Source organism: Streptomyces sp. NPDC026515 (assembly GCF_055567595.1).
Window position 1 is genome coordinate 716,761 of the sequence record NZ_JBVHQD010000001.1, and the last position, 23,243, is coordinate 740,003.

The 23,243-nt window shown below is 72.2% G+C and carries 17 protein-coding genes; 8 read left to right on the forward strand and 9 right to left on the reverse strand.

Annotated elements, in window-relative coordinates; genetic code table 11:
* Window positions 1-133 precede the first annotated feature (133 nt).
* From ACZ4O3_RS03100 to ACZ4O3_RS03115, 4 genes are all read left to right on the forward strand, one after another.
* Window positions 134-1,279: an ROK family glucokinase gene (locus ACZ4O3_RS03100; RefSeq protein WP_385000049.1), complete on the forward strand. Its 1,146-nt coding sequence runs from the start codon at window positions 134-136 to the stop codon at window positions 1,277-1,279.
* Window positions 1,276-1,857, forward strand: coding sequence for a sugar kinase (locus ACZ4O3_RS03105; RefSeq protein WP_467720954.1), 582 nt, complete (start codon window positions 1,276-1,278; stop codon window positions 1,855-1,857). Before ACZ4O3_RS03100 ends, ACZ4O3_RS03105 begins: the two co-directional genes overlap by 4 nt.
* Window positions 1,858-1,954: 97 nt before the next feature.
* Window positions 1,955-4,762: a DEAD/DEAH box helicase gene (locus ACZ4O3_RS03110; protein ID WP_467720955.1), complete on the forward strand. Its 2,808-nt coding sequence runs from the start codon at window positions 1,955-1,957 to the stop codon at window positions 4,760-4,762.
* Window positions 4,759-6,765: an SWIM zinc finger family protein gene (locus ACZ4O3_RS03115; RefSeq protein WP_467720956.1), complete on the forward strand. Its 2,007-nt coding sequence runs from the start codon at window positions 4,759-4,761 to the stop codon at window positions 6,763-6,765. Before ACZ4O3_RS03110 ends, ACZ4O3_RS03115 begins: the two co-directional genes overlap by 4 nt.
* Before the next feature lie 702 nt (window positions 6,766-7,467).
* On the opposite strand, the gene ACZ4O3_RS03120 is transcribed toward ACZ4O3_RS03115, so the two are convergent.
* Genes ACZ4O3_RS03120 through dnaK form a run of 8 tightly spaced genes read right to left on the reverse strand, consistent with a single transcriptional unit; the run spans window position 7,468 to window position 16,482 of the window.
* Window positions 7,468-9,255, reverse strand: coding sequence for an FAD-dependent oxidoreductase (locus ACZ4O3_RS03120; RefSeq protein ID WP_467720957.1), 1,788 nt, complete (start codon window positions 9,253-9,255; stop codon window positions 7,468-7,470).
* Window positions 9,255-9,518 carry a UBP-type zinc finger domain-containing protein gene (locus ACZ4O3_RS03125; protein ID WP_467720958.1) on the reverse strand — a complete coding sequence of 88 codons (264 nt, stop codon included), beginning with the start codon at window positions 9,516-9,518 and terminating at the stop codon, window positions 9,255-9,257. Before ACZ4O3_RS03125 ends, ACZ4O3_RS03120 begins: the two co-directional genes overlap by 1 nt.
* 5 nt (window positions 9,519-9,523) lie before the next feature.
* Window positions 9,524-9,970, reverse strand: a complete 447-nt coding sequence (gene trxA, locus ACZ4O3_RS03130) for a thioredoxin (RefSeq protein ID WP_362726929.1) — start codon at window positions 9,968-9,970, stop codon at window positions 9,524-9,526.
* Window positions 9,967-12,606: an ATP-dependent chaperone ClpB gene (gene clpB / locus ACZ4O3_RS03135; protein WP_362726932.1), complete on the reverse strand. Its 2,640-nt coding sequence runs from the start codon at window positions 12,604-12,606 to the stop codon at window positions 9,967-9,969. Before clpB ends, trxA begins: the two co-directional genes overlap by 4 nt.
* Complete coding sequence (locus ACZ4O3_RS03140) at window positions 12,597-13,004, reverse strand: chaperone modulator CbpM (RefSeq protein WP_467720959.1); 408 nt, start codon at window positions 13,002-13,004, stop codon at window positions 12,597-12,599. The genes clpB and ACZ4O3_RS03140 overlap by 10 nt, the downstream gene beginning before the upstream one ends.
* Window positions 13,004-13,954: a DnaJ C-terminal domain-containing protein gene (locus tag ACZ4O3_RS03145; protein WP_467720960.1), complete on the reverse strand. Its 951-nt coding sequence runs from the start codon at window positions 13,952-13,954 to the stop codon at window positions 13,004-13,006. The genes ACZ4O3_RS03140 and ACZ4O3_RS03145 overlap by 1 nt, the downstream gene beginning before the upstream one ends.
* Before the next feature lie 6 nt (window positions 13,955-13,960).
* A complete protein-coding gene (locus ACZ4O3_RS03150) occupies window positions 13,961-14,572 on the reverse strand; it encodes a nucleotide exchange factor GrpE (protein WP_362719291.1) in 612 nt (203 codons plus the stop codon).
* Between the two features lie 8 nt (window positions 14,573-14,580).
* Complete coding sequence (gene dnaK / locus ACZ4O3_RS03155; protein WP_362719293.1) at window positions 14,581-16,482, reverse strand: molecular chaperone DnaK; 1,902 nt, start codon at window positions 16,480-16,482, stop codon at window positions 14,581-14,583.
* A 289-nt stretch (window positions 16,483-16,771) separates the two neighbouring features.
* Here dnaK and ACZ4O3_RS03160 point away from each other — a divergent pair, with 289 nt between their 5' ends.
* Complete coding sequence (locus tag ACZ4O3_RS03160; RefSeq protein WP_467720961.1) at window positions 16,772-18,553, forward strand: PucR family transcriptional regulator; 1,782 nt, start codon at window positions 16,772-16,774, stop codon at window positions 18,551-18,553.
* Window positions 18,554-18,805: 252 nt separating this feature from the next.
* On the opposite strand, the gene ACZ4O3_RS03165 is transcribed toward ACZ4O3_RS03160, so the two are convergent.
* On the reverse strand, window positions 18,806-19,696 hold the full coding sequence (locus ACZ4O3_RS03165; RefSeq protein ID WP_467720962.1) for a LysR family transcriptional regulator: 891 nt from the start codon (window positions 19,694-19,696) through the stop codon (window positions 18,806-18,808).
* 260 nt (window positions 19,697-19,956) lie between these two features.
* Between ACZ4O3_RS03165 and ACZ4O3_RS03170 the strand changes: the two genes are divergently transcribed.
* The 3 genes from ACZ4O3_RS03170 to ACZ4O3_RS03180 all read left to right on the forward strand — a co-directional run bounded on the left by ACZ4O3_RS03170 (window position 19,957) and on the right by ACZ4O3_RS03180 (window position 23,023).
* Window positions 19,957-21,156 (forward strand): MFS transporter, encoded by a 1,200-nt coding sequence (locus ACZ4O3_RS03170; RefSeq protein ID WP_467720963.1) that lies wholly within the window; start codon window positions 19,957-19,959, stop codon window positions 21,154-21,156.
* A 102-nt stretch (window positions 21,157-21,258) separates the two neighbouring features.
* Complete coding sequence (locus tag ACZ4O3_RS03175) at window positions 21,259-22,104, forward strand: aldo/keto reductase (protein WP_362719304.1); 846 nt, start codon at window positions 21,259-21,261, stop codon at window positions 22,102-22,104.
* Between the two features lie 469 nt (window positions 22,105-22,573).
* On the forward strand, window positions 22,574-23,023 hold the full coding sequence (locus ACZ4O3_RS03180) for a DUF1931 family protein (RefSeq protein ID WP_362719307.1): 450 nt from the start codon (window positions 22,574-22,576) through the stop codon (window positions 23,021-23,023).
* The last annotated feature ends 220 nt before the right edge of the window (window positions 23,024-23,243 follow it).

Consider the following 23,243-nt stretch of genomic DNA (forward strand, 5'->3'; position numbering starts at 1 on the left):
CGATACGCGGCTACGGCCGCGCGGGCGCGACACGCCGTGGACGGCCCGCACCGGGCGACGGCGACGGCGACGCACCCGCTCCTTATCTCCCCCGAACGGCGCCGCCCTTCCCGGTGCGGCAGAATCGAGCCCGATGAGCACCTACCGCGACCTCACCGCCCCCATAGGCTCCCGCCGGGCCCCCGTCCTGCGTACGGTCGGCACCAGGGAACGCCGGTCCCACCTGACGGCCCCCCGTGTCCCCACCGTCGGCATCGACATCGGCGGCACCAAGGTCATGGCGGGCGTGGTGGACGCCGACGGCAACATCCTGGAGAAGCTCCGCACGGAGACCCCGGACAAGTCCAAGAGCCCGAAGGTCGTCGAGGACACGATCGTCGAGCTGGTCCTGGACCTGTCCGACCGACACGACGTGCACGCCGTCGGCATCGGCGCGGCCGGCTGGGTCGACGCCGACCGCAACCGCGTGCTGTTCGCCCCGCACCTGTCCTGGCGCAACGAACCGCTGCGCGACCGGCTCTCCGGCCGGCTCTCGGTCCCCGTCCTCGTCGACAACGACGCCAACACCGCCGCCTGGGCGGAGTGGCGGTTCGGCGCCGGCCGCGGCGAGGACCACCTGGTCATGATCACGCTCGGTACCGGCATCGGCGGTGCGATCCTCGAGGACGGCCAGGTCAAGCGCGGCAAGTACGGCGTGGCCGGCGAGTTCGGCCATATGCAGGTCGTCCCCGGCGGCCACCGCTGCGCGTGCGGCAACCGCGGCTGCTGGGAGCAGTACAGCTCCGGCAACGCGCTGGTCCGCGAGGCCAAGGAGCTGGCCCAGGCCGACTCCCCGGTGGCGTACGGGATCATCGAGCACGTCAAGGGCAACATCAACGAGATCTCCGGCCCGATGATCACCGAGCTGGCCCGCGAGGGCGACGCGATGTGCGTCGAGCTGCTCCAGGACATCGGCCAGTGGCTCGGCGTCGGCATCGCCAACCTCGCCGCCGCGCTCGACCCGTCCTGCTTCGTCATCGGCGGTGGCGTCAGCGCCGCCGACGACCTGCTGATCGGTCCCGCCCGGGACGCGTTCAAGCGCCAGCTCACCGGCCGCGGCTACCGCCCCGAGGCCCGGATCGCCCGCGCCCAGCTGGGCCCCGAGGCCGGTATGGTCGGCGCCGCCGACCTCGCCCGCCTGGTCGCCCGCCGCTTCCGGCGCGCCAAGCGGCGCCGGGTCGAGCGGCACGAGCGCTACGAGCGGTTCGCGGAGGCCCGCCGAACCCGGGACACCGCATGACCGCGTCCCTGCCCCGCCAGGCCGCGCCCCCGGACGAACCGCACCGGCCGCCGGAGACCCCCGGGCACAAGGCGCGCCGCCGGGCGCTGACCCTGCTGATCATCGTGCTGCTCATCGGCGTGCCCGCCGGCTACCTGGTGATCTCCGCCAACCAGAGCCGCAACAGCGGCAAGGACAAGGAGTCCAAGTACTCCGCGACCGGTCTCACCGAGGGCTGGCCGTCCAAGGTGCAGCGGCGTCTCTACCAGGTGCCCGTCCCGCACCCTGCCGACCGGATCGCGTACTACGAGACGAACAACTGGAAGACCAGCCGGCTCTACGTGCAGTTCCGCACCAACAGCGCCGGCCTGGACAGCTTCCTGGAGGGCCTGGGCCTCAACCGGGACGCGCTCAAGAAGGACGAGATCAGCGTCGGCTCCCGGGACCAGAAGATCACCGGCTGGAAGTTCACCGGCTCCGGCCCCTGGTCGGGCCTGACGCACCAGCAGAAGAACCCGGCACCCACCCAGGACGTCGTCGTGAACACCGCCGACCCGAACTACCCGATGATCTACGTCGTCTCCCGCACCGTGCCGTAGCGACGGCCCCCGGCCGGTCGCCGGGGCCGATTGTCAGACCCCGCCCGTACAGTCGAAGACGTCTGATCCGACAGGCGGGCGGGAGGTGGCAGAACGTATGAGGGACACGGTGACCGGGACACCCGACGGCATTTCCCCGCGTCTGGCCGCGGTCTATCTGCCCGCCGACCTCCCGCGCCAGGGCCGCGTCGCCTTCTGGGACCCGGACGGCGACCCGCTGCCCGCCTGCGCGACCGAGGACCTGACGGTCGTACGACGGCACGGTGCCGGTGTCCGCCGCCGGCAGGTGCCCGCGCTGACCCTGCCGCTCGACGAGGCCCTCCCGCTGCTCGTCCGGGCCCGCCGCGACCCGGCCGCCCACCCCGCCACCGCCTGCTGGGGCGCGGCCGCGCAGCACGCGCTGCGGCTCGCGGCCCGGGGCCGCCTGCTGCCCGGTCTCACCCCGGCCGGCCACGACGCCTGGCGGGCCGGTCCCCTGGAGCCCGCCGACATCGCGCACCTGCGCGCGGTGGCCGCCGCCCTGCCCGCCGAGGGACACGCCGTGCCGCTGCCCGGCCCGGGCCCGCTCCGGCTGCCCCAGCCGGAGGCGCTGATCCGCTCCTTCCTGGACGCGGTCGCCGACACCCTGCCCCGCACCCCGGCCGCGCCGCACACCTCGGGCAGGCCGTTCGCCGCCCGGGAGGCCCAGCGGCTGCCCGACGCACGGGAGTGGGCCGCGGAGGTCGCCGCGGGCATGGACGCGGGCGTGCGCATCTCGCTCCGCCTCGACCTGTCGGCCCACGACCTTTTCGACGACGGCGAGGGCGCGCACCGCGCGGGCGCGGCGATCGTCCAGGTGCACAGCCTGGCCGACCCCACCCTGATGACCGACGCGGTGGCCCTGTGGGCCGGACGGTCCGACGCCGCCTTCGGTCCCCGCGCGCGGGTGGACGCGGCCCTGGCCGTGCGCAGGGCCGCGCGGGTGTGGCCGCCGCTCGACCGGCTGGCCGAACAGGACGTGCCGGACGTACTCGCCCTGTCCGAGGAGGAGCTGGGTGACCTGCTCGGAGTGGCCGCGACCCGGCTGGCGGCGGCCGGCGTCGCCGTGCACTGGCCCCGTGACCTGGCCCAGGACCTCACCGCGGCCGCCGTGATCCGCTCCGCCCCCGGCTCGGCGACCGACGGGACGGGCTTCTTCGAGGGCGAGGAACTGCTCCAGTTCCGCTGGCAGCTGGCGCTCGGCGGCGACCCGCTCAGCGACGCCGAGATGGATGTGCTGGCCGAGGCGCACCGTCCGGTCGTACGGCTGCGGGACCGCTGGGTGCTCGTCGACCCGGCCCTGGTCCGCAAGGCGCGCAAGCGCGAACTGGGCCTGCTCGATCCGGTCGACGCGCTCTCCGTCGCGCTCACCGGCGAGGCCGAGGTGGACGGCGAAACGGTGGCGGCGGTCCCCGTCGGGCTCCTCGCGGCCCTGCGCGACCGCCTCACGGCCGGCATCCAGCCCGCCGAGCCGCCCGCCACCCTGCACGCCACCCTGCGCGACTACCAGCTGCGGGGCCTGGCCTGGCTCGACCTCATGACCTCCCTCGGCCTCGGCGGCTGCCTCGCCGACGACATGGGCCTGGGCAAGACGATCACCGTCATCGCCCTGCACCTCAAGCGGGCACGCACCGAGCCGACCCTGGTGATCTGCCCCGCCTCGCTGCTCGGCAACTGGCAGCGGGAGATCGCCCGGTTCGCGCCCGGCGTCCCGGTCCGCCGCTTCCACGGCGCCGACCGCACCCTGGACGGCGTCGACGGCGGCTTCGTCCTGACCACCTACGGCACCATGCGCGCCGCCGCCGGCAGCCTCGCCGGCCGGCCCTGGGGGATGGTCGTCGCCGACGAGGCACAGCACGTCAAGAACCCCTACTCGGCGACCGCCAAGGCGCTGCGCACCATCCCGACGCCCGCGCGCGTGGCCCTCACCGGCACTCCCGTGGAGAACAACCTCTCCGAACTCTGGGCCCTGCTGGACTGGACCACCCCCGGGCTTCTCGGCCCGCTGAAGTCCTTCCGCGCCCGGCACGCGCGTGCGGTGGAGAACGGCGAGGACCAGGAGGCGGTGACCCGGCTCGCCCGCCTGGTCCGCCCCTTCCTGCTGCGCCGCAAGAAGTCCGACCCGGGCATCGTCCCCGAGCTGCCGCCCAAGACCGAGACCGACCACGCCGTTCCCCTCACCCGTGAACAGGCCGCGCTGTACGAGGCGGTGGTCCGCGAGTCGATGCTGGCCATCGAGACCGCGGAGGGCATCGCACGCCGGGGCCTGGTGCTCAAGCTGCTCGGCGCCCTGAAGCAGATCTGCGACCACCCCGCGCTCTACCTCAAGGAGGAGACGCGCACCGACGGCCTGGCCGCCCGCTCCGGCAAACTCACCCTGCTCGACGAACTGCTCGACACCGTCCTCACCGAGGACGGCTCGGTGCTGGTGTTCACCCAGTACGTCGGCATGGCCCGCATGATCACCGCGCATCTCCAGGCCCGCGCGGTCCCGGTCGACCTCCTGCACGGCGGCACACCGGTACCGGAGCGGGAGCGCATGGTGGACCGCTTCCAGAGCGGTGCCGTCCCGGTCCTGGTGCTGTCGCTGAAGGCCGCGGGCACCGGCCTCAACCTCACCCGCGCGGGCCATGTCGTGCACTTCGACCGCTGGTGGAACCCGGCGGTGGAGGAGCAGGCCACCGACCGCGCGTACCGCATCGGCCAGACCCAGCCCGTGCAGGTCCACCGCCTGGTCACCGAGGGCACGGTGGAGGACCGCATCGCCGAGATGCTGGAGGCCAAGCGCGCTCTCGCCGACGCGATCCTGGGTTCCGGCGAGTCCGCCCTGACCGAACTGACGGACCGTGAGCTGTCCGACCTGGTGTCGCTGCGGAGGACGGCATGAGCGAGGACGAACAGCGGCCGGGCGACGCGGCACGGCGGGCCCTGCGGGCGGCACGGGGACTGGGCACGGAGACCGCGGACGACTCGGCGGCGCCGGCGGCCCCACGGCCCGCGGGTCCCGCTCCGTCGGCGGCGGACAGCGCCGACGAGCGGGTGAACGACGAGCAGGTGAAGGTGACCAGGCCGGGTGACGGCGCGCGGCTGGCGCTGCGGGCGGCCGCGGCGGTTAAGGGCGCGGAGCAACGGGACGCCGAGGCCGACGCCGAGGCCGGCGTGGCGGACGCCGGTGTCCCGGCCGCCGCTGCCGTTCGTCCGGGCGCACGGCCCGGGGACGTCGCGCGCGAGGCGCTGCGCGCGGCCCGCGCGGAGGCCCGGCGGGCCGAGGCGGCCACCGCGCAGGCCCCCGAAGGGTCCCCGGAGCGCACGGCACGCCGGCCGGCCCCGGCGGAGACGGCTCGCGTCGGCACCGCCCGTGACCTGAAGCAGTTCCTGGCGACCGCGTTCAGGATGCCGAAGGAGGAGCCGGGGGCGGCGCACACCGCCCCGACGGATCGGGGAACTCCGGCGGAGCGCCCCGAGGCGGACGGTACGCACGCCACCGGTACGCACGCCACCGGGACGCGGCGTCTCCCGCCGGAGCCCGCCCCCGCCGAGACGCCCGGCCCGCCCACCGTCCCCGCACCCACCTCGGTTTCCGGCCGCCCGGAGCCGGCGGCCGCTCCCGCCACCCCCCACCTGCCCCGCACCATGGCCACCCCGCACCGCGACACCGACCTTCGCCGGACCTTCCCCTCCTTCCCTTCCCCGGCCGGTGTGCCAGGGGCCGACTTCGCCGGGACCTGGTGGGGGAACGCCTGGGTGCGCGCGCTGGAGGACGGGGCACTTGACGTGAAGCGGCTCTCCCGGGGGCGCGGTTATGCCGAGCGGGGGCATGTCGACGCCATCACCGTGACGCCGGGACTGGTCCTGGCCTACGTGCAGGGGAGCAGGCCGCGGCCGTATCGCGTGCAGGTGCGGTTGCGTACCTTCGGCGCGGACGAGTGGGACCGGTTCCTGGAGGCCGCCGCCGACCGGCCCGGAGACATCGCCGCGCTGCTCGACAAGGAGCTGCCGCAGGCCCTCGCGGAGTGCGGGGTGTCCTTGCTGCCGGGGCCCGGCGAGCTCGAACCCCGGTGCAGCTGCCCGGACTTCGGGCACCCCTGCAAGCACGCGGCCGCCCTCTGCTACCAGACCGCGCGGCTGCTGGACGCCGATCCGTTCGTCCTGCTCCTGCTGCGCGGCCGCGGGGAGCGCGAGGTCCTCGACGCGCTGTCCCGGCGCAACGCCGCTCGCGCGGCCCGGGAGCGGCAGCCGGTGTCGCTGCCCGGCGTGCGCGCCACCGAGGCCCTGGAGGAGCGTCGGCTGCCGCCCTTGCCGCCTCCGTTGCCGGTGCCGCGGCACCCCGAGCAGCCGCCGGTGTACCCGGGTGCCCCGGGCGGACCCGACCCCTTCACGCTGGACCAGCTGGCCACGGACGCCGCCGCCCGCGCCCATGCCCTGCTCGCCACCGGACGCGACCCGGTCGGCGACCTGACCCTCTGGCAGGACGCGGTACGCCTCGCCGCGGCCCGTCCCGGGTCCGGGCTGACCGCGTCCACCCGTGCCCTCTACGCCTCGCTCGCGGACGCCGTCGGCCGCAGCCCTGGCGACCTGGCCCGCGCGGTCGCCGCCTGGCGCCAGGGCGGCGCGGAGGGGCTGGCCGTGCTGGAGGAGCCCTGGGACCCGCCGGCGGGCCGTTTCGACCGGGCCAGACCCCTGCTCCTGGCCGCCGACCTCCCGGCCTTCCGGCCCTGGCGCAACCACCTGACCCACCCCGGCGGCCATGTCCAGCTCCGGCTGGGCCGGGACGGCCTGTGGTACGCCTACGAGTCCGAACCGGGCCATGACGACTGGTGGCCCAGAGGCACCCCCGACCTGGACCCGGTGGGGGCGCTCACGGGCCTCGGGGCGGCGGACGACCTCTAGAGCCCGACGGAGCCCGACGTTCTTTCCGGTGCCGTCGTACCGGGCCACGAACCGGGCCTCGGCACCCTCGGCCGGTGGAGGAACCGGCCGCCGTCCTCGGCCCGCTCCGGGAACCGCTGCCGGCTCTCGTGACTGAACCGGCGGGTGATCCCGCTGTCACGGCTCGCTCTCCGTCGTCGGGGAGGCGCTCGCCGTCGCGCCGCCCGGGGTGCTCGCGGCGGCCTTCGGTGCGGCGCCGTCGTCCGTGTCGCCCGGTCCGCCGACCGTGCACGTCCGTGCTCGCCGTGAGCAGCAGTGCCGTCGCCGCGCACAGGACCGGTCCGCGTCCCCTCACGCTCGCCCCCAGCAGGCCGCCCTACGGCCTGTTCCCTCGGGGCCGCAGGGCTGACGCCGGCGTCTACCCGTCCCGAAAGCCGTGACGTTCGAAGTCACTCAGTGCCAGAAGGGGCCGCAGGCCGAGAACATCAACCTGGCCTGACCTCGCAGACCCGTCCGGGGGAGCGCGCACGCCGCGTCCGGTGGCCTCCGCCGGTGCGGGCCCTGCCGCCCACCTGGACGAAGTCGCCCGATCCGGGGAGGCCCGGGGCGGCGCGACTTCGGCCCGGAACTTCCTGACCTCAGTCCCTGGATCGGCCGAGCCCGTCCCGCGTCATCGCTGTCCGTGGCCGCGTCAGATCCCGCAGGTCCCGCATCTCCTGGGCGTCATGCGAGCCAAGCGGACTCCTTCGGACGGGTGTGCGGTGAGCTGTCGGTGCCGCCTTGCGCGGCCGTGCGGCCCAGGTAGCGGTGCACGAAGTGGATGCTCATCGCGCCTTCGCCGACCGCGGAGGCCACCCGTTTCACCGAGCCGCTACGGACGTCCCCTACCGCGAAGACCCCGGGCAGGCTGGTCTCCAGGGTCATGCACGAGCGCCCGCGGCCGTGCCACACCTCGGGGCAGGCGCAGGCTTCCTGGGCTTCCGGGCCGGTGAGGACGAAGCCGCGGGAGTCGAGGGCGATGACGCCGGCGAGCCACTCGGTGTGGGGGTCGGCACCGGTGAAGACGAACAGGCCCCGCACCGCGAGTCGGCGGTGTCCGCCCGTGCGGTTGTCGACCACGTCGAGCTCCTCCAGCACCCTCTGGCCGATGACCTCGGTGACCTCGGTGTGCAGCATGACCTGCACCCGCGGATGACGTTCGACCTGCTCGACCAGGTAGCGGGACATGTTGGCCTCAAGGCTGGGTCCTCGGACCAGCAGGTGCACCTTCGGCGCGTGCCCGGCGAGGAACAGCACGGCCTGGCCCGCCGAGTTGCCGCCGCCGACGACGGCCACCGGGTCGGTGCGGCACTGCTGGGCCTCGTAGAAGGTCGCCGAGTAGTGGACGCTCGTTCCCTCCAGGCATTCGATGCCGGGCACCTGGAGCCGGCGGTAGCGGGCCCCCGTGGCCAGGACGACGGCGCGGGCGGCGATCTCGCTGCCGTCGGCGAACGCCACCACGTAGTGGTCCTCGTCCTTGGGATGGAGACCGGTCGCCTCCACCGGAATGCTGATCTTGGCGCCGAACTTGTCGGCCTGGAGCACGGCTCGTTCGGTGAGTTCGGCGCCGGAGATACCGGCGGGGAAGCCGAGCAGGTTCTCGATGCGGGACGACGTGCCGGCCTGGCCGCCGGTGGCCATCGCCTCCACCACGGTGGTGCTCAGGCCCTCGGAGGCGGCGTAGACCGCGGCGGCGAGGCCGCCGGGTCCGGAGCCGACGATGAGGACGTCGCCGTGACGGATTCCGGCGGGCAGCGACGGCAGGCCGATGAGCCGGGCCAGTTCCGCGTTGCTGGGGTTGCGCAACAGGGTGGTGTTCCGCCAGATGACGAGCGGTGTCTGCGCCGGGTCGACGCCGAAGCGGCGGAGCAGGTCCTCGGCCTCCTCGTCGGTCTCCAGGTCGATCCAGCGGTGCGGCAGCCGGTTGCGGATGGCGAACTCGCGCAGCCGTCGGGTGTCGGGCGAGTAGCGCGAGCCGATGATGCGGAAGCCGGCGCCCTGTCCGACGAGCAGCGCACGACGGCCCAGACAGGCGCGGAGCACGACGTCCCCGATGGTGGAGTCCTGGGACACCAGGTGGCGCAACTGGTCCAGGGAGACGACGAGGACCTCGCCCGGCTCCCTGGCGACAGCGGTGTAGAAGGCCACCTGTCCGTACAGCAGCCCGAGTTCGCCGATGAAGCGACCGGGGCCGTGCACGCGCAGCACGTGCTCCTCGGGAGTGCCGTAGTCCTCGACGACGGCGACGCTGCCGCTGAGGACGACGACGAACGTCTCGCAGCGCTCCCCCTCCTGGAGCAGCACGTCGTTCGGCGCCATGCTCCGGCGTCGCCCGTGCTCCGCCAGACGTGCAATCTGGTCCTCCGTAAGGCGCGGATACGCGCCGTAGATGTCCGGGGTCTCCCGGAAGACGGCCTCGTCCGCTTCCTCCGGCACCGGTTCTCCGCCCGGCAGCGGCTGGTCGCCGGACATCAGACGAACGCCTCGTGAACGTAGCACCAGCGCCAGTCCTCGCCGGGCTGGAACGACTGCACGATCGGATGGGCGTCGGCAGCCGCGTGCCTACGCGCGTGCTTGTTCGGCGAGGAGTCGCAGCAGCCGACGTGCCCGCAGGTCAGGCAGAGCCGCAGGTGGACCCACGGGGAGCCGAGCAGCAAGCACTCCCGACACCCTTCTGGGGTCAGCGGCTGGACCGGCCGGACAAGCGCGAGGTGGGGGTCTGCGTGCAGGGTCATCCGGATCACCCTTTCCGGGCGGTGATCGACTGTTCCACCCACCGGCGCAGAGCGGGGGCGGGCGCCGCACCCGTCTGCCGGGCGACCGTCTCGCCCTGGTCGAGGACGAGCAGTGTCGGTACGGCCTGGACCTCGAAGCGCTGCGACAGCCGGGGGTTCTTGTCGATGTCGACCTTGACGAGTTTGATGCGGCCGGCGAGATCGGTGGCGACCTTCTCCAGCGCGGGGCTGACCATGCGGCAGGGACCGCACCAGGTGGCCCACAGGTCGACCACGACGGGGACGTCGGCCCGCTCGGCGACCTGGGTGAAGTCGTCGTCGCCCGCGTCCACCATCCACGGTAGGGGCTGCTTGCAGTGGCCGCACTTGGGGCGGCCTTCCGCGGCCACAGGCACTCGGTTGATGCGCCCGCAGTTGGGACAACTGACGGTCGTCGCCTGCATCGTGCTCATGCCGCCCGCGCTCCCTTCACGTCCTCGGGCTGGTCGTAGGTGACCACCAGCTCTCCGTGTTCGGCGTCGACGCGGACCGTCGCGCCGTCCTGGACATCGCCGCGCAGCAGGGCGCGTCCGACCAGTGTCTCGACCTCGTGGGAGATGTAGCGGCGCAGTGGCCGGGCCCCGTACACCGGGTCGTAGCCCTGGTGGGCGATCACTTCTCTGGCGGCGTCGGTGAGTTCGACGGTGATGCGGCGCTCTGCGAGGCGGCGGCGCAGTTCGTCGAACTGCAGTTCCACGATCCGCTCGATCTGCCGCTCGCCGAGCGGTTTGAACAGCACGATGTCGTCGACGCGGTTGAGGAACTCCGGGCGGAAGTGCCCGCGCAGTTCACCCATCACCAGGGCGCGGGCGTTCGGCTTGATCTCACCCTCCGCGGTGGCGCCGTCGAGGAGGTGCTCGGAGCCGATGTTGGACGTCATGATGATCACGGTGTTGCGGAAGTTGACGGTGCGGCCCTGCGCATCGGTGATGCGGCCGTCATCGAGGATCTGCAGCAGGGTGTTGAAGACATCGGCGTGCGCCTTCTCTATCTCGTCGAACAGCACGACCGAGTACGGCTTGCGGCGTACGGCCTCGGTGAGCTGGCCGCCTTCCTCGTAGCCGATGTATCCGGGAGGTGCGCCCATGAGCCGGCTGACGGTGTGCCGCTCCTGGTACTCACTCATGTCGAGGCGCACCATGTTCTCCTCGGAGTCGAACAGGGTCCGGGCGAGGGTCTTGGCCAGCTCGGTCTTCCCGACGCCGGTGGGGCCGAGGAAGATGAACGAGCCGATGGGCCGGCGAGGGTCGCGGATGCCGGAGCGGGCGCGGATGACGGCGTCGGCGACGAGCTTGACGGCTTCGTCCTGGCCGATGACGCGCTCGCGCAGGATCTCGTCGAGGCGCAGCAGTTTCTCGCGTTCGCCCTCCTGGAGGCGGGCGACTGGGATGCCGGTCCAGGCGGCGACGATCTCGGCGATCTCCTCCTCGGTGACGACCTCGCGCAGCAGCCGCTCCTGTCCTTGCTTGGCGGCCAGTTGCTCCTCCTCCGCGGCGAGTCGGCGCTCCAGGTCCTGGAGTCGGCCGTAGCGGAGTTCGGCGGCGCGGTTGAGGTCGTAAGCGCGTTCGGCCTCCTCTGCATCGCGGCGGACCTGCTCCAGTTCCTGGCGCAGTTCCTGCACGCGGCGGATCGCCTGCCGTTCGGCCTCCCACTGGGCGTGTTTGGCGTCGGCCTCGCCGCGCAGGTCGGCAAGTTCCCTGCGCAGCTCCTCCAGGCGGGCTTTGCTGGCGGGGTCGGTCTCCTTGGACAGGGCCGCTTCCTCGATTTCCAAGCGGGTGACGCGGCGGGTGATCTCGTCGAGTTCGGCGGGCATCGAGTCGATCTCGGTACGCAGCCGGGCGCACGCCTCGTCGACGAGGTCGATGGCCTTGTCGGGCAGGAACCGGTCGGTGATGTAGCGGTGGCTGAGGGTGGCCGCGGAGACCAGTGCGTTGTCCTGGATCTTCACTCCGTGGAAGACCTCCAGGCGTTCGCGCAACCCGCGCAGGATGGAGATGGTGTCCTCCACGCTCGGCTCGTCGACCAGGACCTGTTGGAAGCGGCGTTCGAGGGCGGCGTCCTTCTCGATGTGCTTGCGGTACTCGTCGAGGGTGGTGGCGCCGATCATGTGGAGTTCGCCGCGGGCGAGCATCGGCTTGAGCATGTTGCCCGCGTCCATGGCCCCTTCAGCGGCGCCCGCTCCTACGACGGTGTGGAGTTCGTCGACGAAGAGCAGGATGCGCCCCTGGGCGGCCTTGACCTCGCTGAGCACGGCCTTGAGGCGTTCCTCGAACTCGCCGCGGTACTTGGCGCCGGCGACCAGGGAGCCCATGTCGAGGGCGAACACCGTCTTGTCGCGCAGGCCCTCGGGGACGTCGCCGCGAACGATGCGCTGGGCCAGACCCTCCACGATGGCGGTCTTGCCGACGCCGGGGTCGCCGATGAGGACGGGGTTGTTCTTGGTCTTGCGGCTGAGGATCTGGGTGACGCGGCGGATCTCCGCGTCACGGCCGATGACCGGGTCCAGCCGCCCGGACCGAGCCTCGAGGACCAGGTCGCGGCCGTACTTCTCCAGAGCTTCGTAGGCCACTTCGGGGTTGGCGGAGGTGACGCGCTGGTTGCCGCGGACCTGGGTGAGCGCGCTCAGGAACGAGTCCCTGGTGATGCCGGCCTCCTTGAGCAGTCGCCCAGCCGCGGTCGAAGAGCTCTCCTCGGCCAGCGCGAGCAGGAGGTGCTCCACGGACACGTACTCGTCCTTGAGGCGTTTGGCCTCCCGTTCGGCGGCGTCGAGCAGGCGGCCGAGGCGCTGAGTGACGAAGACCTGGCCGGGTGCCGCGCCCGGGCCGGTGACCTTCGGGCGGCGGGAGAGTTCCTCGCGTACGGCAGCACGCAGTTCCTTCGGCTCGGTGCCGGCCTGCTGCAGCAACCGCGGGATCAGACCGTCCTCCTGATCGAGAAGTGCGAGCAGCAGGTGTTCCCCGTCGACCTCGGTGTGCCCCATGCCGACGGCCGCGGTCTGGGCCTCCTGGAGGGCTTCCTGGGACTTCTGGGTGAGACGGTTCATGTCCATGGGGGTGTTTCACTCCTCAGGCCGCGGCCGCGCAGGGCGGCTTCGAGCAGGCTGATGCGGTCGAGCAGGTCGAGCACCAGGCCGATGGATGCGTAGTTGAGGCAGAGTCCGGTGCGCAGCCGCTGGATGCGGGCAAGGACCGCCGGGGCCGTGGGGTCGAACACCAGGTGCCCCGCGGCGTCGCGTTCGGCGTCGACAAGGCCGAGGGCGACGAACCGGCGGATCAGATCGGGGTGGAGGCCCGAGCGACGGGCCACGGCGTCGAGGGAGAGCCTGGGGGCGGGCACGAGCGCGTACCGGACAGCCGTCGAGGCGGTGATGTCTGCGCCCGTTCGTACCGGACGGGCGCCCCCGCCGGCCCAGCCGATGCCTGCCGCTCCCACGGGTCGGTCGTTCATCACGTCCTCCTGGGGTCGAACGAGGAGGTGGCGGCGAGCTCCTCGAACAGTTCGCGCTCCCGCTCGCCGAGGGTGGGCGGCACCATGATGCGGAGTTCGGCGTACAGGTCGCCGTTCGCGCCGCGCGGGTTCGGCATGCCCTCGCCACGCAGCCGCAGCCGCCGGCCGCTGGACGAGCCCGCGGGCACCGTGACCTTGGCCGTGCCGCCGCCGGGCGTGGGCACCGGCACGGTCGCGCCCAGGGCCGCCTCCCAGGGGGCGACCGGGACCTGGACGTGCACGTCGCGGCCGTCCAGCCGGAACCGGGGGTGGGGCTGGATACGCACCCGCAGGTACAGGTCGCCCGCGGCGGCGTCACCACTGCCCCGGCCGCCCTCGCCCGCCAGCCGGATGCGCTGCCCGTCGGTGACGCCCGGCGGCACGTCGACCTCGTACCGCCGCGGCTGCCCGGTGGGACCGGCGAGCGTGACGGTGCGACGGCCGCCTCGGTACGCCTCCTCGACGGTGAGCGGCAGCTCGGCCTCCTGGTCCGCTCCGGGGACGCCGCCCGGGGCGGCGCCGGTTCCGAACATGGAGCCGAACAGGTCCTCGATGTCAATGCCCTCCGCGCCGAAGTCGTCGCCGAAGCCGGTGGCGTACCGGACACGGCGGCCGCCCGCGCCTGCGGTCCTCCGACCGCGGAAGCCGCCGCCCGCTCCGGCCGCGACCCGTTCGTCGAAGTCCTCGGGGATCTTGCGGAAGTCCTCGCCGAAGCGGTCGTAGCGGGCCCGGTTCTTGGGATCGGACAGGACGCTGTGTGCCTCGTTGAGGTCCTTGAAACGCTCCTCCGCGCCGGGGTCCTTGTTGACGTCTGGGTGGTACCTGCGGGCGAGTTTGCGATACGCCTGCTGGATCTCGTCCTGGCTCGCGCTCCGCGACACGCCCAGCACGTCGTAGTAGTCCCGTGCCATGACCGGTCACTCCCGCTTCGCGACGGTCACCGCGGCCGGCCTGAGCTGCCTCTCGCCGTCCCCGTAGCCGGGGCGCAGCACCTCGACGACCGTGCCCGGTGGGGCGTCGGAGTCCTGGACGACGCCGACCACCTCGTGCCGGGCCGGGTCGAAGGCGACGCCGGTCTCCGCGTGCCGCGGGTAGCCGAGCAGCTCGACGACGTTCACCGCCTGGTCGCGTACCGCCCGGATGCCCTCCACGATCGCGCCCGGATCGGCGCCGGCGTGGGTCAGGGCGAGTTCGAGGTTGTCGAGGACGGGCAGGAAGGCGGCCGCCGTGCGGGACCGCTCGACCGTCCGTACGCGCTCCAGTTCCCTGGCGTGACGCTTGCGAAGGTTGTCGAGGTCGGCGAGTGCGCGCCGCCAGCGGTCCTCCAGTTCCTCGATCGCGGTCGTGTACTCGTCCTCGGCAGTCGCGGGGCCGGCGGCGTCGGGTCCCGGTTCGCCGTTCGCCGCTTCCGGCCGGGTCGGCGGGCCCGGTTGGGGCAAATCCCCGCGCGGGGGGCGTCCGGCGCCTTCCGGGACCGGTTCGACCGGAACCGACGCGGTCCGGTCGGGCTCCTGGGGGTAGGTGGGCATGGCGCGCCTCAGCCCTTGTCGAACTCGGCGTCGATGACATCATCGTCACCGCCACCGCCACTCGTGGGACCACCGGTGGCGGCATCCTGGCCGGGGCCGCCATCCGCGGTGGCGGCGCCCTGATGGGCCGCCAGCCCGGCGAGTATCTGCTGGAGTTCGGAGGTCAGGGGCCGCACGCGCTCCACGCCCGCCTCTTCCTTGACCGCCGCCCGGGCGTCGGACACGAGCATCTCGGCGCGTGCCTTCTCGTGCGCCGGCGCCGCGTCGCCCAGTTCGGTGAGACGCTTCTCGACCTGGTACGCGACGGCGTCGAGTTCGTTGCGGGCGTCGACGGCCTCGCGGAGTGCCTGGTCCTGGCCCTGGTTGCGCTCGGCCTCCTGGACCATGCGTTCGACCTCAGTGCGGTCCAGGTTGGAGCTCTCGCTGATGGTGATGCCCTGTTCCTTGCCGGTGTCCCGGTCGCGGGCCTTGACGTTGAGGATGCCGTTGGCGTCGATGTCGAAGGTGACCTCGACCTGCGGTTCGCCGCGCGGCGCCGGCCGGATGTCGGTGAGCTGGAACCGGCCCAGCACGCGGTTGTCGGCCGCGGACTCGCGCTCGCCCTGCAGCACCACCACATCGACGGCCGGCTGGTTGTCCTCGGCGGTGGAGAAGGTCTCGGCACGGCGCACGGGGATGGTGGTGTTCCGCTCGACGATCTTCGTCATCACTCCGCCGCGCGTCTCCACGCCCAGCGACAAGGGTGTGACGTCGAGCAGCAGGACGTCCTTGACCTCGCCCTTGAGCACTCCGGCCTGGATCGCGGCGCCCAGGGCCACGACCTCGTCGGGGTTGACGCTCATGTTGGGTTCCTTGCCGCCGGTCAGTCGGCGGACCAGGGACTGGACCGCCGGGATACGCGTGGAACCGCCTACGAGGATGACCTCGTCGATGTCGCTCTCGCCGACCTTGGCATCGGCCATCGCCTGCTGGACCGGTCCCAGGCAGCGCTCCACCAGGTCGCCGGTGATCTGCTCGAACGTGGACCGCATGATCGAGTCGGTGAGGTGCTTGGGGCCCGAGGCGTCGGCGGTGATGAACGGCAGACTGACCTGCGTCTGCGTCACCGAACTGAGCTCGGTCTTGGCCTTCTCCGCCGCCTCGAACAGTCGTTGCAGCGCCTGCGGGTCCTTGCGCAGGTCGATGCCGTTCTCCTTCTGGAAGTCGTCCGCAAGGTAATCCACCAGGCGCCGGTCGAAGTCGTCGCCGCCCAGGTGGCTGTCGCCGGCGGTGGAGCGCACCTCCACCACGCCGTCGCCGACGTCGAGGATGCTCACGTCGAAGGTGCCGCCGCCCAGGTCGAAGACGAGGACGGTTTCGTGCTCCTTCTTGTCCATGCCGTACGCGAGGGCGGCCGCCGTCGGCTCGTTGATGATCCGCAGCACCTCCAGTCCCGCGATCCGCCCGGCGTCCTTGGTGGCGGTGCGCTGAGCGTCGTTGAAGTAGGCGGGCACCGTGATGACCGCCTCCGTGACCCGCTCCCCGAGCTGCTTGGAGGCGTCGTCGGCGAGTTTGCGCAGCACCTGTGCGCTGATCTCCTCAGGCGCGTAGAGCTTGTCGCGCACCTTGAAGCGGGCCGCCCCGCCGTCGCCCTCGACGACGTCGTACGCCACCGCCCTGGCCTCGTCGGAGATCTCGTCGAAGTGCCGGCCGATGAACCGCTTGGCCGAGTAGATGGTGCCCTTCGGGTTGAGGATCGCCTGGCGCCGGGCCAGCTGGCCCACCAGACGCTCCCCGGTGTCGGTGAAGGCCACCACGGACGGTGTCGTGCGGTTGCCCTCGCTGTTGGGCACGACGGACGGCTCGCCGCCCTCCCACACGGCGATCACCGAGTTGGTGGTGCCCAGGTCGATGCCCACTGCCTTGGCCATGAGGAACTCCTCCCGGTACGGCGCCCGTGTCGACTCTCCGGATCACATTCGTTCAGGTGGGGGTGGGACCTCCGCCGGTGTCCCACCCGTGAGCACGGAGGGTCTCGAGCACTCCCAGGGTGACGAACCGGTGGGCTCCACGCCTGCGCCTGGCGAGTCAGGAATGCACGGGTCCGGTCGCCCCACGAGGACGAGAGGAAGAATCCGGACATCTCGGATAGGCGGATCGGGAGGGGGTACGCGAACTACCGGTCGCGTCCCTGAAGGCTCGGGAGAACGGAGTGATCCCATGGCCGGTAGCCGGGCGCACAGCCCGTACCACCGCTGCCCCGACCGGGCGGGCAGGCTTTCGCGTGGCAGCGCCCGGCGGCACCCCACGGCCGCGTGCGGACAGCCCCGCCCACCCGCTCGCACCCCAGCCGACCATGACCCCCGCGACCTGATGGTGCTCTCGTGTGCCCTGTTCGACTCCCCGGACGAAGACGAGATCCTGCGACTGGCCATGGACCACATATCCGTCGCGGGGCCCTACCGCGCCGAGGCCGGATATCTCAAGGTGGGCGGCGATCTGGTCCCCAGCCCGAGGAACGGGCAGACGCGTGCCTTGGCCGTGGGCCGGAGGGTGCGGGAGCTGGCCGGGCAGGACGGCCCTGTAGCCGTACCCGGAAGGCCCTGGGGCCGGGCCCTGGGGCTACGCGGACCTGAGGGACTCCACGGCTACCTCGTGGTGACGTCCCGCTCCCAGCCCACCGAGGCCGAGCGATTCCTGCTCGCCACGCTCGTCCGGCACACCGCTGCCGCACTGTCAGTCGTCTTCGCGCACCGCCGCCTACGCGAGGACGCGCTGGAGCTGCACCGGCTGAGAGACGAACGCACAGTCCTCCAGCGGTGGCTGATCTGCGTCGTGGCCGAGCTGGAGTACCAGCGAGCCGTTCACGGGCTCATGGCCGACGTCGCTGCCTCGAGCGGCGGCGAGGAAGCCGTCACCCGCGCGCTGCACAGGCTCACCGGACTCCCCGCGCTGGTCGAGGACCGCTTCGGTCGGCTCAGGTCCTGGACCGGCCCCAACTGCCCCGACCCCTATCCCGAACCGGACCCCGTGCGCCAGGACGAAATGCTGCACGCCGTCGTCCGTCAGGCCGGGCCGGTGCGGATAAAGGACCGGCTGATCACCCTGGTCCGCCCGCACGGCGAGATCCTGGGCGTACTGGCCCTGGCCGACGTCCGGGGCGAGGCCGACGAGCACACCGTGCTCGCGCTGGAACACGCCGCCGCGTCGCTCGCCCCGGAGCTGACGCATCTGCGCAATCTGGCGGAAGTGGAGCTGAGGCTGCACCGCGAGCTGGTCGACGACCTCCTGACAGGGACGGACGAGGCGAGCGCCTACGCCCGGTCCGAGGCAGTCGGACACGACCTGCACCGCCGCCACTACATCGTCGTGGTGCAGTGGCCGAACCGGACTGCGGACGACTTCTTCGCGCACACCGTGGGACGGGCGGCCTCTGCCGTGGGCATGCGCTCGCTGCTGACCCGACGTTCCGACCACGTGGTCCTGGTCGCCGACGACAGGCCGCACGCCCGCGCGTTGTACGAGGCGCTCGCCCGGGAGACCGGGACGCGGTCCGGGACGATCGGGGTGAGCGCCCCTTGCGACTCCCTGACCGACATCCCCCACCACTACCAGGAGGCGCAGCGTGCCCTGGAAGTGCGCCGCCACTCCCGCGAGCACTACGGCACGGCGTTCTTCGACGAGCTCGGCCTCTACCGCATCCTGGGACCCGGCAACGATTACCGGGAACTGGAGACTTTCGTCCACGAGTGGCTCGGGCAGCTCATCGAATACGACTCCCGGCACCACACGGCCATGGTGGAGACCCTGTCCCGGTACTTCGACTGCGGTGGCAACTACGACGAGACCGCGGAATCCCTCGCGATCCACCGCAGCACGCTGCGCTATCGGCTCCAGCGCATCCGCGACATCAGCGGCAACGACCTCGCGAACGTCGAGGACCGGCTGAACCTCCAGGTGGCGACCCGAGTGTGGAAGATCGTGCTGGGCGGCCCCGGCTGATGCCTCGCTGGTGCTCTCGTGCGATCGCTGTGAGCAGCAGTTGGCCGTGCTGCCCTGTCACAGAGCTGAAGTTGCCGGGTGTGGGGCCGTTCTTCGGTTGATCCGGGGAGGGCGCGTCGCGCCAGAAGACGGGGCATTGGTTCATCATCGCCGTCGCGACGATCGGCGGGGCTTTCGGCCCAGCCTCGACGCAGATGTCGCGGCCGGAGCGTACGCAGGGGGCCGGACACCACCGCCGGGTACGCCCGGGCGTCACAGGGCGATGACGTGGAGGTCGACCAGGTCGAGCAGCGCTCGCAGGGCCGAGCTGGACCGCCGGGCCGACGACGTGCCGAGATGCATGCTCCAGCGGAGCATGGTGCCGTGGACGTTCAGGACGTGCAGGCCGGGAGTGCGGGCAACGGCGAACCCGGGCAGGAAGGCGATGCCCAGACCGTGCCGGACCAGTGCCGCCCCCATGTCGATGTCGGGCACTTCCAGGGCCACCCGGCGTGCGACGCCTGCCACCGCGAACGCCCGGTCGACCACCTCGCGGTTGCCGTAGCCCGGCGGGAAGTCCACGAAGGGCTCGCCCGCGAGGTCCGCAAGTGCCACCTCCCCCCGCTGCGCGAGCGGATGGGCGGCGCTCACCACCAGGAGGAGCGGCACGGTGGCCAGCTCCCGTGCGTCGATCCCGGCGGGTTTGTGCTCGGGCAGCGACAGGAAGGCCACGTCCAGGTCCCCGCTGAGCAGCGCGTGCGCCAGTCCCGCCGATCCGGTCGTCGCCAGCCGCAGCCGGACGTCGATCGCCGGATGCCGCGCGTGCAACTGCCCGAGGAGCGCGGGCAGGTCCACCACCTCGACCGAGGCCATGGCACCCACATTCACCGTGCCGTGCAGCGTGTCCTGCGCGGCACGCACGGCGTCCTGCGCCGCCTGGGCGGCGTGCAGGGTGGCCCGAGCCTCCGGAAGCAGCGCCGCGCCCGCCCCGGTGAGCCGAACCTGCTGCGACGTGCGCTCGAACAGCGCGCAGCCGAGCTCGCGCTCCAGGGAGCGGATCGCGGCGGACACCCCGGACTGCACCACGTGCAGCCGACGGGCGGCGCGCGTGAAACTCAGCTCCTCGGCGACCGCGATGAAGTGCTCCAGCTGACGTAGCTCCACGCGGGAAGTATCACTCACATTGCTCGAGCCCAGCAAAAACATTCGTTGGCACTGATCGCGGCTGGTGAGGAGGATGGAAAGCGCCATCCGCTTCCGCCCGAGGAGGGGTACCCCTGCCTGCCGTTCCGACGCCGCTGAGCCGTCCCACAGCCGACGTTCCCCACGACCCGGCCCACCGGATCCCAGCACCCGCTCCCGCCGGCCTGCCGCCCCGCGCCCCTGCCCGGCGCCGTGCCTCGCACACCACCGGCTTCTGGTTCGTGGCGGTGGCCTTCACCGTGCTGATGGCCTTCGGCACCGCGCCGACCCCGTTGTGGCCGCTGTACGAGGCGCGGGACCACTTCGGCGCGACCACGGTCACGGTCGCGTACGCCTCGATGGTCGTGGGCGCGGCGGCCGCCTTCCTCGGACTGGGACACCTGTCGGACCGGCTCGGCCGGCGGCGCATCATCGTCCCGGCGCTGCTGGTCGGCATCGTCGCGTCGGGCGTACTGATCGCGTGGCGGGACCTGCCGGGGCTGATCGCGGGCAGGATCCTGAACGGCGTCGGGCTGGGGCTGATGGCCTCGACCGCGACGACGTACCTGCACGACCTCCACCACGAGGCCCGTCCGGAACGGACGGGTTCGGTGCTGCCCGGCATCGTGGCCACCGCCGCCAATCTCGGCGGCCTGGCCTCAGGCCCCCTGGTCGCCGGAGCCGCCGCCGAGTGGCTTCCCATGCCCCTGATCACCACCCAGGCGATCTTCACGCTCGCCATGGCGGTGTGCCTGGTGCTGGTGCTGTCCACCCCGGAGACCGTGGACCTGGACCTGGAGCTGCCCGCGGCCGAACCGCCCAGCAGGTTCGTCCTGCGCCCCGGCGGCCGGCGGACTTTCGGCGCGGCCGGCGCGCTGGGCGCCTTCGCCTTCGCGATCCTCGGCCTGATCTCCTCCCTCGGGGCGAGCGTGCTCCACGGCACCCTGCACACCGACTCGCACCTCGTGGTCGGCCTGGCGGCCTTCCTCATGTTCGGTTTCGCGGCGGCCGCCCAGCTGGTGCTGGGCCGCCTCCCACTGCCCCGGGTCCTGACCGTGGGAGCGGTGGTCTTCCCGCTCGGCCTGGTCCTGTGCGCCCTCGCCCTCCACCACCCGGCGCTCTGGCTCTACCTGGTCGCCGTGTCCCTGTCGGGAGCCGGCTCCGGGCTGCTGTTCAAGGGTGGCGTCGAACGTGCCGCTTCAGTGGCCGAGCCCGCCTCACGCGCGGGGGTCCTCGCCGTCTTCTTCGTCGTCGCGTACCTCGGAATGGGCCTGCCCTCCGTCCTGTTCAGCATCGCCCTGCGGCACTTCGCCGTGCAGACCGCGATGATCGGCTTCGCGGCGGTCCTCTCCTGCGGCGCCGTCGTGTCGGTCGCCGTCGCGTTGCGCGACCGCGCACCCGCTCCCGGCACGTTCTCGGCGCAGTCCGCTCGTCCCTCCTGACCTCCCTGCGGCGCATGCGACACCGGTTGTCTGGGAGGCGCGGACCTGGGCACTCGTTACGGGCGCACGTAATACGGATCCGCGGCAGACGGGAGGCCCGAGATGTCTGCGGAATCGGCCGGAACGATCGCACTCCCCTCCGGTGAGGAGATCGCGGCGCTCGGGCAGGGCACCTGGTACCTGGGTGAGGAACCGGCCCGGCGTGAACAGGAGATCGCCGCGCTGCGGCTGGGCGTGGACCTGGGCATGACCGTCGTCGACACGGCGGAGATGTACGGCGACGGCGCAGCCGAGGAGCTCGTCGGGGAGGCCCTCCGGGGACACCGGGAGGAGGTCTTCCTCGTCAGCAAGGTGCTGCCCGGCCACGCCGACCGGAAGGGCACCGTCGCCGCCTGCGAGGGCAGCCTGCGGCGGCTCCGTGCGGAACGGCTGGACCTCTACCTGCTGCACTGGCGGGGACGGTGGCCCCTCGAGGAGACCCTTGCGGGATTCACCGACCTGATCGAGGCGGAGAAGATCCGCTACTGGGGCGTGAGCAATCTGGATGTCGCCGACATGGCCGGGCTGAACGCCCTCCCCGGTGGCGACGCCGTGGCCGTCGACCAGGTGCTGTACAACCTCTCCCGGCGCGGGGTCGAGTGGGATCTGCTTCCCTGGTGCCGCGCGGCCGGGGTGGGGGTCATGGCCTACTCCCCGGTCGAGCAGGGGCGACTCCTGAAGGTCGAGGCTTTGGGTACCGTGGCCCGGGCCCTCGGAGCCACGCCGGGCCAGGTGGCACTGGCCTGGGTGCTGGCCCAGGGAGTGGCCGCGATCCCGCGTTCCGGATCACCCGACCACGTTCGGGAGAACCGCGGCGCGGTGGACCTCCACCTTCCCTCCGAGGCGCTCGACGCCCTCGACGAGGCGTTCCCGCCGCCCAGCGGGCCCACGCCGCTGGAGATGCTCTGAAAAGTTGGCAGGCCGGTGCGCCCCCCACGCTTATGCCGGCTCAGGTCCGCAGGGCGCCGCCAGTTAGGCCGACTCTCCTGACCGGCCGACGCGCCGTGACCGTTCCCGTTTCGCCGGAACACGTCAATGATTGCCGGCACGAGGCGCCGGGCCCGGTCTTGTTCCGGTCCCGGCTGGGTGCCCTGATACGGTCCCGCGCCCCCGAGTTGTTCGTGTCGTCCGGTCAGCAGTTCTCGTTCGAGCCGTTGCAACGTCGTGCAGCCTCCTGCCGACGGACAGCCGCACGGCCGGCCGGGTGATGCCTGCGCACTTCATGCTGCTCTGCCGGGGGAAGAAGGGGCGTCCTTTTTCGGCCTGGGGGGCGGAGGCGCTCAGCAGGAGGCTCTGCGAATCTCGACCGGGTAACAGCCGATGGCGGCGCGGGCGGGAGCGAACGACGCCGTCCGTTCCCGGTGAGGAGGCGAGAGGCATGACCGTGATGGGTGTGTCGAAGTTCGAGAAGTTCTTCCGCGCCGCCGCAAGCCTCGACGTGGACAGGAACGACCTGAAGCGATACGGCGACTTCGTCGATGCCAAGCTCTACGACCTCCTGGTCGTCGGACAGGCGTCGGCCAAGGCCAACGGCAGGGATACCGTCGAACCGTGGGATCTACCGATCACCAAGGGCCTCCAGGAGAGCATCCACCGGTTCCGGCGGCTCGACGAGAACGTCGAGCTGAAGCCGATCCTGGAACAGCTCGCCGTGCACCCTCGCCTCGACAGGACACCCACCCAGGAGGCCGAAGAGCGCTACCCCGAGATCATCGGCGGTCTCAGCGTCGCCCTCGCCGAGACGTTCAGAATCATGTATCCGGATGTCAAGAACCCGCAGACCAGTCACTGGGAGGGCGTGACCGCGGTGTTCGACCGGCTGCTGTAGCAGTGGCGCCCGGGTGCATGCCGCCGGACTGAACTGAGATGCCGGACGTGGGGCGGAAGGGTGGATCCCGGGAACCTTCACCGAGGCCCGGATCGCCCTGCAGGCGCTCGGGGACCCGCGCTGGTGGCTTCAGCCGGCTGTCGCCTGGCCAGGAGAACCACACCCCGTTCCCCTCACGTAACGGCGCCTCACTCGGAAGGTCGTTTCGACGGTCCGTTTC

Coding starts and splice junctions, on each gene's coding strand:
- ACZ4O3_RS03100 (WP_385000049.1), top strand. CDS start 134: ATGAGCACCTACCGCGACCTCACCGCCCCCATAGGCTCCCGCCGGGCC.
- ACZ4O3_RS03105 (WP_467720954.1), top strand. CDS start 1,276: ATGACCGCGTCCCTGCCCCGCCAGGCCGCGCCCCCGGACGAACCGCAC.
- ACZ4O3_RS03110 (WP_467720955.1), top strand. CDS start 1,955: ATGAGGGACACGGTGACCGGGACACCCGACGGCATTTCCCCGCGTCTG.
- ACZ4O3_RS03115 (WP_467720956.1), top strand. CDS start 4,759: ATGAGCGAGGACGAACAGCGGCCGGGCGACGCGGCACGGCGGGCCCTG.
- ACZ4O3_RS03120 (WP_467720957.1), bottom strand. CDS start 9,255: ATGTCCGGCGACCAGCCGCTGCCGGGCGGAGAACCGGTGCCGGAGGAA.
- ACZ4O3_RS03125 (WP_467720958.1), bottom strand. CDS start 9,518: ATGACCCTGCACGCAGACCCCCACCTCGCGCTTGTCCGGCCGGTCCAG.
- trxA (WP_362726929.1), bottom strand. CDS start 9,970: ATGAGCACGATGCAGGCGACGACCGTCAGTTGTCCCAACTGCGGGCGC.
- clpB (WP_362726932.1), bottom strand. CDS start 12,606: ATGGACATGAACCGTCTCACCCAGAAGTCCCAGGAAGCCCTCCAGGAG.
- ACZ4O3_RS03140 (WP_467720959.1), bottom strand. CDS start 13,004: ATGAACGACCGACCCGTGGGAGCGGCAGGCATCGGCTGGGCCGGCGGG.
- ACZ4O3_RS03145 (WP_467720960.1), bottom strand. CDS start 13,954: ATGGCACGGGACTACTACGACGTGCTGGGCGTGTCGCGGAGCGCGAGC.
- ACZ4O3_RS03150 (WP_362719291.1), bottom strand. CDS start 14,572: ATGCCCACCTACCCCCAGGAGCCCGACCGGACCGCGTCGGTTCCGGTC.
- dnaK (WP_362719293.1), bottom strand. CDS start 16,482: ATGGCCAAGGCAGTGGGCATCGACCTGGGCACCACCAACTCGGTGATC.
- ACZ4O3_RS03160 (WP_467720961.1), top strand. CDS start 16,772: ATGGCCGGTAGCCGGGCGCACAGCCCGTACCACCGCTGCCCCGACCGG.
- ACZ4O3_RS03175 (WP_362719304.1), top strand. CDS start 21,259: ATGTCTGCGGAATCGGCCGGAACGATCGCACTCCCCTCCGGTGAGGAG.
- ACZ4O3_RS03180 (WP_362719307.1), top strand. CDS start 22,574: ATGACCGTGATGGGTGTGTCGAAGTTCGAGAAGTTCTTCCGCGCCGCC.